This is a genomic window from Streptomyces sp. NPDC048751, assembly GCF_043198595.1.
In the GTDB taxonomy this organism is placed as follows: domain Bacteria; phylum Actinomycetota; class Actinomycetes; order Streptomycetales; family Streptomycetaceae; genus Streptomyces.
Genome location: NZ_JBICUX010000003.1, coordinates 508,834 through 522,795 on the forward strand (window position 1 = coordinate 508,834; position 13,962 = coordinate 522,795).

Annotated in this window: 13 protein-coding genes; 6 read left to right on the forward strand and 7 right to left on the reverse strand. The window is 72.8% G+C overall.

Annotated elements, in window-relative coordinates:
* Window positions 1-86: 86 nt before the first annotated feature.
* On the reverse strand, window positions 87-1,118 hold the full coding sequence (locus ACGFNV_RS14020) for a hypothetical protein (protein ID WP_393622205.1): 1,032 nt from the start codon (window positions 1,116-1,118) through the stop codon (window positions 87-89).
* Between the two features lie 145 nt (window positions 1,119-1,263).
* Between ACGFNV_RS14020 and ACGFNV_RS14025 the strand changes: the two genes are divergently transcribed.
* Entirely contained in the window at window positions 1,264-3,813 is a 2,550-nt protein-coding gene (locus tag ACGFNV_RS14025; protein WP_393622207.1) for a helicase-associated domain-containing protein, read from the forward strand.
* A gap of 112 nt (window positions 3,814-3,925) precedes the next feature.
* Here the strand turns inward: ACGFNV_RS14025 and ACGFNV_RS14030 are convergent, their stop codons facing one another.
* Window positions 3,926-4,831 (reverse strand): NADP-dependent oxidoreductase, encoded by a 906-nt coding sequence (locus ACGFNV_RS14030; protein WP_393622209.1) that lies wholly within the window; start codon window positions 4,829-4,831, stop codon window positions 3,926-3,928.
* A 228-nt stretch (window positions 4,832-5,059) separates the two neighbouring features.
* On the opposite strand from ACGFNV_RS14030, the gene ACGFNV_RS14035 reads away from it, so the two are divergent.
* Both ACGFNV_RS14035 and ACGFNV_RS14040 read left to right on the forward strand, forming a co-directional pair.
* Window positions 5,060-5,437 (forward strand): winged helix-turn-helix transcriptional regulator, encoded by a 378-nt coding sequence (locus ACGFNV_RS14035; RefSeq protein WP_393622210.1) that lies wholly within the window; start codon window positions 5,060-5,062, stop codon window positions 5,435-5,437.
* A gap of 420 nt (window positions 5,438-5,857) precedes the next feature.
* On the forward strand, window positions 5,858-7,498 hold the full coding sequence (locus ACGFNV_RS14040) for a DNA repair helicase XPB (RefSeq protein WP_393622212.1): 1,641 nt from the start codon (window positions 5,858-5,860) through the stop codon (window positions 7,496-7,498).
* A 33-nt stretch (window positions 7,499-7,531) separates the two neighbouring features.
* Here the strand turns inward: ACGFNV_RS14040 and ACGFNV_RS14045 are convergent, their stop codons facing one another.
* A complete protein-coding gene (locus ACGFNV_RS14045; protein WP_393622214.1) occupies window positions 7,532-7,711 on the reverse strand; it encodes a hypothetical protein in 180 nt (59 codons plus the stop codon).
* Between the two features lie 341 nt (window positions 7,712-8,052).
* On the opposite strand from ACGFNV_RS14045, the gene ACGFNV_RS14050 reads away from it, so the two are divergent.
* On the forward strand, window positions 8,053-10,017 hold the full coding sequence (locus ACGFNV_RS14050; RefSeq protein ID WP_393622521.1) for a HelD family protein: 1,965 nt from the start codon (window positions 8,053-8,055) through the stop codon (window positions 10,015-10,017).
* 15 nt (window positions 10,018-10,032) lie between these two features.
* On the opposite strand, the gene ACGFNV_RS14055 is transcribed toward ACGFNV_RS14050, so the two are convergent.
* Both ACGFNV_RS14055 and ACGFNV_RS14060 read right to left on the reverse strand, forming a co-directional pair.
* Window positions 10,033-10,737: a copper homeostasis protein CutC gene (locus ACGFNV_RS14055; RefSeq protein ID WP_393622215.1), complete on the reverse strand. Its 705-nt coding sequence runs from the start codon at window positions 10,735-10,737 to the stop codon at window positions 10,033-10,035.
* Window positions 10,738-10,816: 79 nt separating this feature from the next.
* Entirely contained in the window at window positions 10,817-11,488 is a 672-nt protein-coding gene (locus ACGFNV_RS14060) for a maleylpyruvate isomerase family mycothiol-dependent enzyme (RefSeq protein ID WP_393622217.1), read from the reverse strand.
* 48 nt (window positions 11,489-11,536) lie between these two features.
* Here ACGFNV_RS14060 and ACGFNV_RS14065 point away from each other — a divergent pair, with 48 nt between their 5' ends.
* Window positions 11,537-12,181, forward strand: coding sequence for a hypothetical protein (locus tag ACGFNV_RS14065; protein WP_393622218.1), 645 nt, complete (start codon window positions 11,537-11,539; stop codon window positions 12,179-12,181).
* Window positions 12,182-12,209: 28 nt separating this feature from the next.
* Complete coding sequence (locus tag ACGFNV_RS14070; protein ID WP_393622219.1) at window positions 12,210-13,292, forward strand: GNAT family N-acetyltransferase; 1,083 nt, start codon at window positions 12,210-12,212, stop codon at window positions 13,290-13,292.
* On the opposite strand, the gene ACGFNV_RS14075 is transcribed toward ACGFNV_RS14070, so the two are convergent.
* Both ACGFNV_RS14075 and ACGFNV_RS14080 read right to left on the reverse strand, forming a co-directional pair.
* Window positions 13,274-13,558 (reverse strand): DUF4031 domain-containing protein, encoded by a 285-nt coding sequence (locus ACGFNV_RS14075; RefSeq protein ID WP_393622220.1) that lies wholly within the window; start codon window positions 13,556-13,558, stop codon window positions 13,274-13,276. The genes ACGFNV_RS14070 and ACGFNV_RS14075 overlap by 19 nt on opposite strands.
* Window positions 13,555-13,938 carry a hypothetical protein gene (locus ACGFNV_RS14080; protein ID WP_393622222.1) on the reverse strand — a complete coding sequence of 128 codons (384 nt, stop codon included), beginning with the start codon at window positions 13,936-13,938 and terminating at the stop codon, window positions 13,555-13,557. Before ACGFNV_RS14080 ends, ACGFNV_RS14075 begins: the two co-directional genes overlap by 4 nt.
* Window positions 13,939-13,962: the final 24 nt, after the last annotated feature.

The window sequence follows — 13,962 nt, forward strand, 5'->3', positions numbered from 1 at the left end:
GCTCCGCCGCTGGGGACCGCCCGAGGGCTACCGCCCACCGTTGTCCACCTCTGGCGACCTCTGGCTACTTCTCTGGTCGCAACTGACTACTTCTGTCGCTGGGACCGCCACACCAGGAACAGGGCCGACGCGACGGCCGCCCCCCGCACCACCCACGGCCAGGTCTCGGCGACCGCCTCGTTCATGTGGCCCTCGGCGATGGGGGTGCCCCAGCGGTCGTTGGTGCGGCCCCACAGCCACAGGAGCCCGGCGGTGACCGCGAGGCCCGGCACGCCCATCACCGCCAGCTTGGACTCCGTGGGGGTCAGCCGGCGGGAGCCGTACGCGATGAGCCAGCCGAGGATCAGCACGAACCAGTTGCCGAGGACCGCGCCGGCGACGAGACAGCCGGCGGCGATCAGCAGGAGGGGGTTGCTCCACTTGCCGGGCCGCAGCCCGGGGAGCCGCCGCCGCACGACCACGGCTTCCTCGACCACCTCGGCGGCCGCCTCGGCCTCGGCTGCCTTCTCCGCGGCGGCGGCCTTCGCCCGGGCCTCCTTCTCCGCGGCCTCCTTCGCCTCCTTCGGCGGTGGAGGCTTGAGCAGATCGGGGATCTCCACGCCGCCGACGAACCCGGGCACCTCGTCGCCGAGCCCGAAGGGACTGCCCCCGTCCGACTGCTGCCACCAGTCCGGCCGGCTCACCCCGCTGCCCAGTTCCGCCGCGCTCGCGAGATGCGGCGGGGAGGGCCCGTCGGACGCCGGGCGGCTCGGCGCGGCGGGACCCGGACGGGGCCGGGGCCGCGGGACGACCCGCCGGATCCCCTTCGGCCGCTCCTCCCGCTCCTCCCGAGTCTCCCCGTCGCGCTGTACGGGCACGGAGGGGGCCGGCGCCTGGGGGACGTCCGCCGTTCCGCCGGCCGCGGCGGTGACGACGTCGTCGGGGCTGCCGAGGCGGTCGATGATGCGGCGGACGGCCGCGGGACTGTCCACGGTCGCCTTCGACCGGCGCTTGTCGATCTCGTTGCGCAACTCCGAGACGAGCCGCATCCGCGCGGCCGACGGCAACTGCCGCTGCTGGGCCACGTCCCCGACGCGACTCAGATACTCGAAGACGACCTGGTCACTCTCGATCCCCACGAAGCCCCTCCGGGGCGGGTGCGTTGGACTGCCCGATGGATTACCCGATCGGGGACGAAGGTAGCGCAGGTCCGCATCTCCCAGCCCGCCCGGCGTTCACGGACGCCGCCCCCCACCGTCGTACCCACCCGCTAACGTGGGTCGGATGAGCAGCCCGGCTACCCCGCCCCGCTCCCTCGCGGAAGCGCTCCGCGGCAGGGACGACGTGTCCCTGGCCGCCCTTCTGCGTGCCCGCCCGGACCTCATCACCCCCGTCCCCACGGACCTCACGCAGCTCGCCACCCGCGCCGGCACCCGTGCCTCCGTCGTCCGCGCCCTGGAACACCTGGACCGTTTCGCCCTGCAGACCGCGGAGGCGCTGGCCGTGGCCGCGGACCCGGCGCCGTACGACGAGCTGCTCGGTCTGATGGCCGGTGACGACCGCGACCCGGCCGTCACCGCCGCGCTCCCCGCCGCTCTGGCGACCCTGCGCGCGCAGGCGCTGGTCTGGGGCGGCGACGACCGGCTCCGTCTCGTGCGCACCGCCCGCGAGCTGCTCGCGCCGTCCCCTCAGCACCCGTCGCCGACCGGCCTCGGCCCGTCGGTGCAGGAGTCGACCGCGGGCATGTCGCCGGGCCGCATCCAGGAGATCGTCACCACCGCCGGACTGCCCTCCACACATGACGCGGTCTCCGCCGTGGCCTCGCTCGCGGCCCTGTTCGGCGACCGCGAACGCATGGCCGCGCTGCTCGCCGAGGCCCCGGAGGAGGCACGGGACGTCCTGTCACGGCTGGTCTGGGGTCCGCCGTACGGCCAGGTCACCGCCGACCCCGCCGCCCACCTGCGCTGGCTCCTCGACCGCGGCCTGCTGGTGCCGACGGCGCCCGGGACGGTCGTACTCCCGCGCGAAGTCGCCCTGCACCTGCGCGACGGCCGCGCGCACCGGGCCCCCGAGCCGGTACCTCCCGCGGTGGAGTCGACGGCGGCGCACCGGCCGCAGATCGTGGACGCGACGGCGGCCGGGCAGGCGTACACGGCGCTGGCGACCGTCGAGGAGCTGCTGAAGGACTGGGACGAGGGCGGGCCCGCGGTGCTGCGGGCGGGCGGGCTCAGCGTGCGGGACCTGAAGCGGACCGCCGTCGCCCTCGACGTGCCCGAGCCGACCGCCGCCTTCTGGGTCGAGCTGGCGTACGCGGCCGGGCTGCTGGCGTCGGACGGGGAGGCCGACGAGCGGTACGCGGCGACACCGGCGTACGACGAGTGGCTGGGGCAGCCCGCCGCGCAGCGCTGGGTACGGCTGGCCGAGGCGTGGCTGACGGCGACCCGGACGGCGGGGCTGGTCGGCGGCCGGGACGCGAAGGACCGGACGCTGTCTGCGCTGGGTCCCGGTCTCGACCGCTCGGCCGCGCCCGAGGTCCGGCACCGCGTCCTGACCCTGCTGGCGGCCCTCCCCGAGGGCGCCGCCCCGGCCGCCGAGTCGGTCCTGGCCCGCCTCCGCTGGGAACGCCCCCTGCGCGGCCCGCACCAGGAGGACGACCTGCGCACCCGTCTCGCCGGGTGGACCCTGTCCGAGGCGGAGCTGCTGGGCGTGACGGGCCGGGGCGCGCTGTCGGCGCACGGCCGGGCCCTGCTCGGGGCGCCGGCGTCACGGTCACAGCGGCAACCGCACGGCGACCCGGCGCGACCGGCGGACGGCGGCCCCGGTGACAAGCTGCCCGTCCACCACCACCGCCCCGCACCCCCGGACCCCCTCTCCCCCGCCGAGCAGACCGTGGCCTCCGCGGCCGCCGCCCGTCTCCTCGCCCCGCTCCTCCCCGAACCGCTCGACCACGTCCTGCTCCAGGCCGACCTGACCGCGGTGGCGCCGGGCCCCCTGCAACGCCCGTTGGCCGACATGCTGGGTGTCCTCGCGGACGTCGAGTCGAAGGGCGGGGCGACGGTCTACCGCTTCACGCCCGCCTCCGTGCGCCGGGCCCTGGACGCCGGCCGGAGCGCCTCCGACCTGCACGCCTTCCTCACCGCGCACTCCCGCACGCCGGTGCCGCAGCCGCTGGCGTACCTCATCGACGACGTGGCGCGCCGGCACGGGCACCTCCGGGTGGGCGCGGCCTCGGCGTACGTGCGCTGCGACGACGACGCCGTACTGAACGAGATCCTCGCCGACAAGCGCGCCGCGGCCCTGCGCCTGCGCCGGCTCGCCCCCACGGTCCTCGCGGCCCAGGCCGACCCGGCGACGCTCCTCGACGGCCTGCGCGCGATGGGCTTCGCGCCCGCCGCCGAGTCCGCCGAGGGCGACGTCCTGGTCACCCGCGCCCACGCCCACCGCACCCCGGCCCGCACGGCCCCGGTGCCGGTCCCGGACGGCCCCCCGGTCCCGGACTCCACCCTCCTCACGGCCGCGATCCGCGCGATCCGCGCCGGCGACCTCGCCTCCACCACGCCCCGCAAGCCCACCTCCGCCGACCCCCCACCGACCGGCGGCGCCCTCCCGCGCACCAGCTCCGCCGAAACCCTCGCCACCGTGCAGGCCGCCGTCCTCACCGGCGACACCCTCTGGATCGGCTACGTCAACGCCGAGGGCACCGCCAGCCAGCGCGTCATCGCCCCCGTCCGCGTCGAGGGCGGCTTCGTCACGGCCTACGACCACACCGCGGACGAGGTCCGCACGTACCCGCTGCACCGGATCACGGGGGTCGCGGAGCTCGCGGACGACTGACGGTGATCGTCGGACGCGCGCCGCCTGAGCAGAACACACGCAACGGCGCCCCGACCTCGTCCGTCTGGTTGGGGCGCCGCTGTGTGTGGTGCATCTGTGCCATGCCCCCGCCTCAGATGCAGATCACGATCTTTCCGCAGGTGCGTCCGCGCTCGGCGTGCGCGTGGGCGTCGGCGATCCGCTCCAGGCGGTAGGTGTGTTCGATACGGGGTGTGTAGCGGCCTTGCCGGCCCAGTTCCGCGGCTGCGGACAGGAGGGTGGAGTCGTTCTCCGCGTTGACCACATGCGTGCCCAGGCGCTGCCCGCCCGCATGGTCGGCGACCGTCGCGACGCGCTTCGGGTCGCCCGTGATCGCGACGAGGTCGTCCAGGGATCCGGAGGCCGCGGTGTCGAGCGCGATGTCGACGCCGTGCGGAGCGAGAGCGGAGAGGCGCTGCGCGAGGCCGGGGCCGTAGGTGGTGGGAACGGCGCCGAGAGAGGTGAGGAACTCGTGGTTGCGTTCGCTGGCTGTCCCGATCACGGTGGCACCTTGTGCCACAGCGATCTCGACTGCCGCGCTGCCCACGCCTCCGGCGGCTCCTTCGACGAGAAGGGTACGTCCCGCGAGGGAGCCGAGCGCGTTCAGGCCACGCATCGCGGTCACAGACGCAAGACCGGCGCCCGCAGCCTGCTCGTCGTTCCACGTGTCGGGGGCGTGGGCCCAGGCGGAGAGGATGACCAGTTCTGCTGTTGCGCCGGTGACACCGCCCAGCCCGAAGACGCGGTCGCCGATGCTCACCCCGTGTACTCCGTCACCGATTTCGTCGACCACGCCAGCGGCGTCGCGCCCGGGAATGGCGGGTAGCTCCAGGGGAATCAGCTGGTGCAGGGCACCGGCGCGCAGCTTCCAGTCGATGGGATTGACGCTGGCCGCCGCGACGCGGACACGTATCTCACCAAGTCCGGGGTGAGGGTCGGGGGCCTGCTCGATCACCAGGCTCTCCGCCCCGCCGTATTCGTGGAAGCGGGCTGCACGCATAATGTCCTGCCTTTAACTTTATGGATCGAATTGATGGTGTTCATTCCACGCCCGTTACCCTGATGGGGTGCGGATCGGTGAGGTTGCCGAGCAGGCGGGCGGCAACCCGCCCCGAAAAACCACGATCCTGCTCATCGTCGGAATACCTCCCGCCGAGTCGACGCTCCGGAAGATATCCAGAAGGTCGGTCACCAGATGGATACCAAGACCGGAGACAGGGGACCCTCGATGACGCAACGGCCACCGCTGCCACCCGACTTGTTCGACGAGCTGTGCCCGTCCCCACTGCTGCCTTTCCGCTTCGGTGACAAATGGGCGCCCATGGTCCTCCGCTGCCTGGACGACGGCCCGCGCAGATACTCCGAACTCCGCGTGCCACTGGGCCGCGTCACCCCGAAGTCGCTCACTCAGTCACTCCGCGGCCTGGAGCGGGACGGGTTCGTGTCACGCACGGTGCACGCCGACCCGAAACTGCGGGTGGAGTACGCGCTGACACCGCTGGGCCGCAGCACGCTGGAGCCGCTGGCCGCCACCTGCCGATGGGCGACCGAGCACTGGGACGAGCTGCTCGACGCCCACGAAAGCGGCATCTCCTCCAACGGCTGACTCGAACCTGCGTTGGTGGGCCGTGTCCGGTGGCGTCGGCGTCAGTCCTGGCTGTCAGCCGCCTCAGTCCCCTGTTCGCTCTCCTTCGCCGCTGCCGCCCGCCGCATGTGCCCCTCCTCGCCGAAGTGCACCGACAGACGGGAAGTGTCCCTCGAGCCCACGCGAGAAGCCCGAGACATCGATGTCTTCCTCGCGGCTACTGCCTCCCAGCCGCGTGCCTCGCACAACGCCTCGCAAGCCGCTCTCTGGCGCTCAGGAGAAGTCGTCTCGTCCGTTTCTCGCGATAGGCGAACATAGATAGCGGCGCGCATACCCGGCGCGCTGGCCGGAACGCCCTTCCGGTGCCGGGCACGGGGCATGGCCCGAGCCGTGACAGGTGCACTGTCTGTCACGCTGGAGATCCTATCCGTGGAGGTATGTGTGTCCTGCCTAATCGTCCAGTCCGACAAGACCCTGCTCCTGGAAGTCGACCACGAGCGGGCCGATGACTGTCGTCGGGTCATCGCGCCCTTCGCGGAGTTGGAGCGGGCGCCGGAGCACATCCACACGTATCGGGTGACGCCGCTGGGGCTGTGGAACGCGCGGGCGGCGGGGCACGACGCCGAGCAGGTGGTGGACGCGCTGGTGGAGTACAGCCGGTATCCGGTGCCGCACGCGCTGCTCGTGGACATCGCGGAGACGATGGACCGGTACGGCAGGCTGACGCTGAGCAAGCATCCGGCGCACGGTCTGGTGCTGACGACCACGGACCGGCCGGTGCTGGAGGAGATCCTGCGGTCGAAGCGGATCGCTCCGCTGGTGGGGGCGCGGATCGATCCGGACACCGTGGTCGTGCACCCTTCCGAGCGCGGGCAGATCAAGCAGACGCTGCTGAAGCTCGGCTGGCCCGCCGAGGACCTCGCCGGGTACGTCGACGGTGAGGCGCACCCGATCGAGCTGGCCGAGGACGGGTGGGCGCTCAGGCCGTACCAGAAGCAGGCCGTGGAGAACTTCTGGCACGGCGGCAGCGGGGTCGTCGTCCTGCCCTGCGGTGCCGGGAAGACGCTGGTCGGGGCCGGGTCCATGGCGCAGGCGAAGTCGACCACGCTGATCCTCGTCACCAACACCGTCTCGGCACGGCAGTGGAAGCACGAGCTCGTGAAGCGGACCTCGCTCACCGAGGACGAGATCGGTGAGTACAGCGGGACGCGGAAGGAGATCCGGCCCGTCACCATCGCCACGTACCAGGTGCTGACGACGAAGCGGAAGGGGATCTATCCCCACCTGGAGCTGTTCGACTCGCGGGACTGGGGGCTCATCGTCTACGACGAGGTGCATCTGCTGCCCGCGCCCGTCTTCAAGTTCACCGCCGATCTCCAGGCGCGGCGGCGACTCGGGCTGACCGCCACCCTCGTCCGGGAGGACGGGCGCGAGTCGGACGTGTTCTCGCTGATCGGGCCGAAGCGGTTCGACGCTCCGTGGAAGGAGATCGAGGCGCAGGGGTACATCGCGCCCGCCGACTGCGTGGAGGTACGGGTCAACCTGACCGACTCCGAGCGGCTCTCGTACGCCACCGCCGAGACCGAGGAGAAGTACCGCTTCTGCGCGACGACCGCGACGAAGCGGAAGGTGACGGAGGCGCTCGTGCGGAAGTTCGCCGGGCAGCAGATCCTCGTCATCGGGCAGTACATCGACCAGCTGGACGAGTTGGGTGAGCATCTGAACGCGCCTGTGATCAAGGGCGAGACGTCCAACGCCCAGCGGGAGAAGCTGTTCGACGCCTTCCGGGAGGGCGAGATCAGCGTGCTGGTGGTGTCGAAGGTGGCGAACTTCTCGATCGACCTGCCGGAGGCGACGGTCGCCATCCAGGTGTCGGGGACGTTCGGGTCACGGCAGGAGGAGGCTCAGCGGCTCGGGCGGGTGCTGCGGCCCAAGGCGGACGGGCACCAGGCCCACTTCTACTCGGTCGTGGCGCGGGACACCATCGACCAGGACTTCGCTGCGCACCGCCAGCGGTTCCTGGCGGAGCAGGGGTACGCGTACCGGATCGTGGACGCCGACGAGATTCTCGCCGAGAACTGACCGGCCACCACCGGTTACTTACGGCGGACGCGGTTACTTACGGCGGACGCCGGCTTCCTCGCCGTACTCGCCCAGGATGATCACGTCGAAGGCGGCGCCCGCGAAGACCCTGATCGCGCGGAGGGCGTCGCCGAGGGGGTGGCGGGGGGCGTCGGTGAGGGGTGTCGCGCCGGACGGGCGACCGGAGGCTGGGGTGAAGGTCGCTGCACTCATGTCTCCATGGTGCGTCGACGGGCATAAAGGGGGCATCGGTCCCAGGTCCTGATCTTCCGTACTACTTGGGTACCGTCCGGGGCCCGTGCTTCCCCTAGGGGGAGGGAGCCACGGGGAGGAAAAAACCATTCGCGGCCTCCTCCCCCGCTCCCCTACAATCTCCGCTCTTGCCCGCCTCCCTCACGGAGTGCCGCCGTCCGGACGGAAACCGGTCGGCATCCCGCAGCGCCCGTCCCGCAGGCCCTTCCGGAGGCACCCCCTTGTCCACGCCCGTGTCCGCCGACCATCCCCTCTCCCGAGAGCGCTCCCACCTCGCCGCCTCGCGTGCCGCCCTGCGTGCCATGCGGGAGGACGTCGAGGCGCTCGACATCAGCGACGTCACCGCGAACTGGGTCAACGCCCAGATCCTGGAGCGCCAGATCGGCGAGCGCATCAAGGCGTTGGCCGACCTCAGTGACACCCCGCTGTTCTTCGGCCGGCTCGACTACCTGCACGCGCCCGGCGCGGAGCAGGCCGAGGGCGCGGAGGGCGAGCGCTTCTACATCGGGCGTCGGCATGTGCACGACGGCGAGGGCGACCCGATGGTCATCGACTGGCGCGCGCCGGTCTCGCAGCCGTTCTACCGGGCCTCGAAGAAGGACCCGATGGACGTCGGCCTGCGTCGCCGTTTCGGCTACACGGGCGGCGACCTCACGGCGTACGAGGACGAGCACCTCTCCGACCCGTCCGAGGCGGCGACGACCAGCAAGCTGCTCCAGCAGGAGATCGAGCGGCCGCGTGTCGGTCCGATGCGGGACATCGTGGCGACGATCCAGCCGGAGCAGGACGAGATCGTGCGCTCGGGGCTCTCCGGCAGCGTCTGCGTCCAGGGAGGCCCCGGCACCGGGAAGACCGCCGTCGGCCTGCACCGTGTCGCCTACCTCCTCTACGCCCACCGCGAGCGGCTCGCCCGCACCGGCACCCTCGTCATCGGGCCGAACCGGTCCTTCCTCCACTACATCGAGCAAGTGCTCCCCGCCCTGGGCGAGTTGTCGGTCAAGCAGGCCACCGTCGACGACCTGGTCGCGCACGTCGAGGTCCGGGGCACCGACGACGCGGCGGCCGCGACCGTGAAGGGCGACGCGCGGATGGCCGAGGTGCTGCGCAGGGCCGTCTACGCGCACGTGACCATGCCCACCGAGCCGGTCGTCGTCGTGCGCGGCTCACGGAGGTGGCGGGTCCCGGCGTACGAACTCGAGGACGTGGTACGCGAGTTGCTGGACCGCGACATCCGCTACGGCGCCGCCCGCGACGCCCTGCCGCAGCGCATCGCGCACGCCGTGCTGGTGCAGATGGAGCGGGCCGGGGAGGCGCCGGACGACCGGGTGCAGGACGCCGTCGCCCGCAACAGCGCGGTGAAGGCGGCGGTGAAGGCGGTCTGGCCGGCCGTCGACCCGGCGAAGCTGGTGCTGCGGCTGCTGACCGACGCGGACTTCCTCGCCGAGCACGCGGAGGGGATCCTCAGTGAGGACGAGCAGAAGACGATCCTGTGGGCGAAGCCAGTGCGGTCGGTGAAGTCCGCCAAGTGGTCGGCCGCGGACGCGGTGCTGATCGACGAGGTGACGGACGTCGTCGAGCGCACGCACTCCCTGGGGCATGTGGTCCTCGACGAGGCACAGGACCTCTCCCCCATGCAGTACCGGGCCGTCGGCCGCCGCTGCACCACCGGCTCCGCGACCGTCCTCGGCGACCTGGCACAGGGCACCACCCCCTGGGCGACCCGGAGTTGGGACGAGGCCCTGGCGCACCTGGGCAAGTCCGACGCCGTGGTCGAGGAGCTGACGGCCGGTTTCCGTGTGCCGACGGACGTCATCTCGTACGCCTCCCGGCTGCTCCCGCACATCGCGCCGGGCCTGACCCCGGTCGCCTCGGTGCGTGAGAACCCGGGCTTCTTCGACCTGCGGCCGGTCTCCGGGGACGGTGAGGTCGTCGCCGCCTGCGAGGAGTTGCTGCGCAACGAGGGCTCGACGGGCCTGATCGCCGCCGACGCCCGCGTCCCGGCACTCGCCGAGGCGCTCACGGCGGCCGGGATCCCGTACCTCGCCCCCGGCGAGGAGACCACCCGCGAGACCCGCCTGACCCTCGTCCCGGCGTCCCTCGCCAAGGGCCTGGAGTACGACTACGTGGTGCTGGACGAGCCCCGTGCGGTCGTCGACGGCGAGCCGGACGAACGCACGGGCCTGCGCCGCCTGTACGTGGCCCTGACCCGAGCCGTCTCGGGCCTGATCGTCACGCACGCGGCCCCGCTGCCGGAGCAGCTCAGCTAGGGCCTGTCCGGCGGATCACGCCTGCTCGCCGTCGGCGTCCAACACCCGCCGCCACTCCGCGACCGCCACCGCCGAGACCGGTCCCGCCCAGCCGTCGGGGCGGGCCGCGCCGCCGATGTGGAAGGCGTCGATGCCGGCGGCGAGGAGGGGCGGGACGTGGTCGAGGCGGAGGCCGCCGCCCACCAGGACGCGCTGCTCGTAGCCGGGCTGCCCGCGCCGCGCGGCCTCGGCGAGCAGCGTGGGAAGGCCGTCGTCGACGCCGGTGGCCGAGCCGGCGGTGAGGTAGGCGTCCAGGCCGGGGAGCCCGTCGAGCTGTTTGCGGAGCGCGTCGCGGTCGGCGGCCCGGTCGATCGCCCGGTGGAAGGTCCAGGGGCACCCGTCCAGCACGCCGACGACCCGCTCCACCGCGTCCAGGTCCACCCCGCCGTCCGCGCCGAGGAACCCGAGCACGAACTCCTCGGCCCCGGCGTCCCGCACCTCCCGCGCGACCCGGACGAGCCGTGCCACGTCCCCCGCCGCGAACCCGTCCGCCAGCCGCAGCATCACCCGCGGGGGGATGTCGACGGCGGCGCGGACGCCGGCCACGGTCCGGGGTGACGGGGTGAGCCCGTCGGCCGCCATGTCGGTGACCAGTTCGAGGCGGTCCGCGCCTCCGGCCTGGGCGGCGACCGCGTCCTCGACGTCGAGGGCGATCACCTCCAGGACTGCACGCTTGCTCATGGGACCCCATTCGTCTCAGACACGGCAACTACAGGTCTAGTCCAATTGTGCCCAAGACTACGCCCCCGGCCCCGCCGCGTCAGAAGAGGTTCAGCTCCGCCTCCTCCACCCCCACCAGCTCGTACGCCGCCCCCGCCACGGAACGCCCCGAGTACAGCCGTACGAGTGTGGCGGCGGCGCCGATGAACCGCGCCGGGGGCCGGTCCCCGGGGACGGCGCCCAGGCGCAGCGGCTCGTCCAGGTCGTCGAGGTCGGCCTGGAGCGGCACGTGTCCCCGTTCGCGGGTGATGCGACCCAGCAGGGTCAGCGCGTCCGGCAGCCCCGCTCCGGCGTACGCCCCCGGCTCGCCGAACGCCACCCGCACGTCACCGGCATGCACCCACTCCCCCAGCGCGACCCCGTCCAGCACCCCGCCCGCCTTGGCGATCACCGGCCCCGCCTCGGTCATCCCCCGCTCCAGCTCGTCCACGACCCGCGCGTCGGACCACTCCGCCCGCTCCGCGATGTCCCGGTCGTTGGACTCCGGCGAGAACACCCCCTCCTCGAACCGGCTCTCCACCACCCGCATCAGCGCGGACGAACAGTGCGCCAGCACATCCCGCACACTCCAGCCGGGACACGCGGCGACCGGCAGGGCGAAGTCGCTCTCGGGCCGCGCCCGCAACAGCGGTATGAGGACGTCCCGCTCGCTCACCAGGAGCCGTCCGGGCAGTTCGGGATCGCGTACGTCGTGCAGATCGGTTGTCGTCATGGACCACACGCTAGGGCGCGCCGACAGCTCACGCGTGAGAATGGGGGCATGGCCGATCTCGACGCCCTGCGCACCCGATTCGCCCAGGCCCTGGAAGGAGCCCGGGGACCGGCCGGCGGCCCGGACCCCCTCCCCTACGCCGACAACCTGCTCGACCGCTGGCAGGAACCGCAGCGCCGCTACCACACGCTCGCGCACCTGACCGCGGTCCTCGACCACGTCGACGTACTGGAGAAGCACGCGGACGACCCGGACGTCGTCCGGCTGGCCGCCTGGTTCCACGACGCCGTCTACCTCCCCGACCGCTCCGAGAACGAGGAGCGTTCCGCCCGTCTCGCCGAACGCGCCCTGCCCGAGGCGGGGGTGCCCGACGCGAAGACCGCCGAGGTGGCCCGGCTGGTCCGCCTCACGGTCACGCACGCCCCGGCCGACGACGACCGCGACGGGCAGGTGCTGTGCGACGCCGACCTGGCGATCCTGGCGTCGCCGCCGTCGGCGTACGCCGCGTACACCGCCGCCGTCCGCGAGGAGTACCACTTCGTCCCCAGCGACGCCTTCCGCGCGGGCCGCGCGGGCATCCTGCGCCAACTCCTGGCCCTGCCACGGCTGTTCACGACGCCTTACGGCGAGGAGAAGTGGGAGGCGACGGCCCGTTACAACCTGCGGAGCGAGCTGGAAATACTGTCGACCTGAGGACCCGGCCGTGCCTACGCTCGGCGGTATGCGAGACATGGGTGCCCAACGCTTGGAAGAAGCCGCGGCGAGTTGCGTGGCACTGCTGCGGACGGTGGAGGACCGGGACTGGGAGGGCACCAGGGCGAGTCGGCTGGAGTGGAGTTGCCGGCGGACGGCACTGCACATCGCCGAGGCCCTCATGCGCTACTCCGGTCAGCTGGCGGCACGCGCACAGGAGCGGTACGTCCCCTTCGAACTGCCCCTCGACGAAGCGCCCAACGGAGAGCTGCTGCGAGCGGTCGAGACCACCCAGCGCCTGCTCTGCGCCGTCATCCGCACCACCCCGGCCCAGGTACGCGCCTACCACCCGTACCCCTTCGGCAGCGCCAACCCCGAGGGCTTCGCCGCGATGGGCGTCGCCGAGATGCTGCTGCACACCCACGACATCGCCGAGAGTCTGGGCGTCGCCTACGAACCGCCCGCCGAACTCCCCGAGTTCGTCCTCACCCGGATCTTCCCGCACGTCCGGCCCGACACCGACCGCTGGCGCACGCTGCTGTGGGCCACCGGCCGCGGCGACCTGCCCGACCGCGCCCCCCTGACGGACTGGCGCTGGAACAACAACATCGTCCTCCCCACCGACCGCCTCACCCTCCAGGGCGTCACGCCCGCGGCCGCCGCCGACCTCGCCGCGGGCGGCGACGGCGGCTTCGACTGGGCCGAGGGCGGCCCGTTCGAGGGCACCCGCGAGGCGGCCGGAATGGTGACCAAGGCCTACGAGGGCGGCGTGCACCGGCCGGAGTTCGGCCTGTTCGTCCTCCTGCGCCGGGACGACGGCCGCGCGGTCGGCGGCATGGGCTTCCACGGCGTCCCCGACGAGGACGGCAGGGCGGAGGTCGGCTACGACCTCGTCGAAGCCGCCCGCGGCAAGGGTTACGCCACCGAGGCCCTGCGCGCCCTCGCGGGCTGGGCGCTGGCCCATGACGAGGTGACCGCGCTCATCGCGGTCATCGACCGCGGCAACACCCCCTCGCGGCGCGTGGTCTCACGCGCCGGGTTCGTCGAGGCCGGAGCATCCGGCGCGGACGGGGTGGACGAGACGGAAACCGTCTACGAGCTGCGCGGCTGACCGCTCCGATCGCTGCGCCGTCTGCGCAGCCCCGCACCGAGCAGCAGCCGCACCACCTCGCGGCTGCTGACCTCGACGGCGCCGGCCCGCACGGCGTCCGCGTACCGGTGGCTCGGGATGTCGTAGTGGTCGCGCTCGAAGGCCCGCGCGGGCACGCCGATCTCCGCGGCGAACAGGTGCAGTTCGTCGTACGAGACGTCGCTGACGAGGTGGGACCACATCCGGCCGTGCCCCGGCCAGCTCGGAGGGTCGATGTAGACGGTCACGACGAGGACGCCCCGCCCGTCGCCGACCCGAGCCCGCCGACCGCCGCGACCTTCACGCCCGCCTTGTGGCACACCCAGTGCGGTTCGGGACCGAGTTCGGGTTCGACGTCGAGGGCGTGCGGATCACCGGAGCCGCACACCGGGCACAGCGGCCAGCGCCCGTACGCCTCCAGCAGCGCGTCCTGTACGTCCTGCGCGACCAGCCCGGCGACGTACGGCGCACCCTCCGGCCACTGCTCGACCCACCAGCGTCGCTGCGCGACCGAGTCCTCGACCATGGACACCACGTCGGCCGCGGCGACCTGACCCGCGGCGAGATCGGCGAGCACCAGGGCGCGCGCCGCGTGCAACGTCTGCTCCAGAGAGCTGATGGGGTCCATGCACCCATTGTGCGCACTCTTGAC

Coding starts and splice junctions, on each gene's coding strand:
- ACGFNV_RS14060 (WP_393622217.1), bottom strand. CDS start 11,488: ATGACGACAACCGATCTGCACGACGTACGCGATCCCGAACTGCCCGGA.
- ACGFNV_RS14070 (WP_393622219.1), top strand. CDS start 12,210: ATGCGAGACATGGGTGCCCAACGCTTGGAAGAAGCCGCGGCGAGTTGC.
- ACGFNV_RS14050 (WP_393622521.1), top strand. CDS start 8,053: ATGCGGGAGGACGTCGAGGCGCTCGACATCAGCGACGTCACCGCGAAC.
- ACGFNV_RS14030 (WP_393622209.1), bottom strand. CDS start 4,831: ATGCGTGCAGCCCGCTTCCACGAATACGGCGGGGCGGAGAGCCTGGTG.
- ACGFNV_RS14025 (WP_393622207.1), top strand. CDS start 1,264: ATGAGCAGCCCGGCTACCCCGCCCCGCTCCCTCGCGGAAGCGCTCCGC.
- ACGFNV_RS14080 (WP_393622222.1), bottom strand. CDS start 13,938: ATGGACCCCATCAGCTCTCTGGAGCAGACGTTGCACGCGGCGCGCGCC.
- ACGFNV_RS14035 (WP_393622210.1), top strand. CDS start 5,060: ATGACGCAACGGCCACCGCTGCCACCCGACTTGTTCGACGAGCTGTGC.
- ACGFNV_RS14065 (WP_393622218.1), top strand. CDS start 11,537: ATGGCCGATCTCGACGCCCTGCGCACCCGATTCGCCCAGGCCCTGGAA.
- ACGFNV_RS14045 (WP_393622214.1), bottom strand. CDS start 7,711: ATGAGTGCAGCGACCTTCACCCCAGCCTCCGGTCGCCCGTCCGGCGCG.
- ACGFNV_RS14055 (WP_393622215.1), bottom strand. CDS start 10,737: ATGAGCAAGCGTGCAGTCCTGGAGGTGATCGCCCTCGACGTCGAGGAC.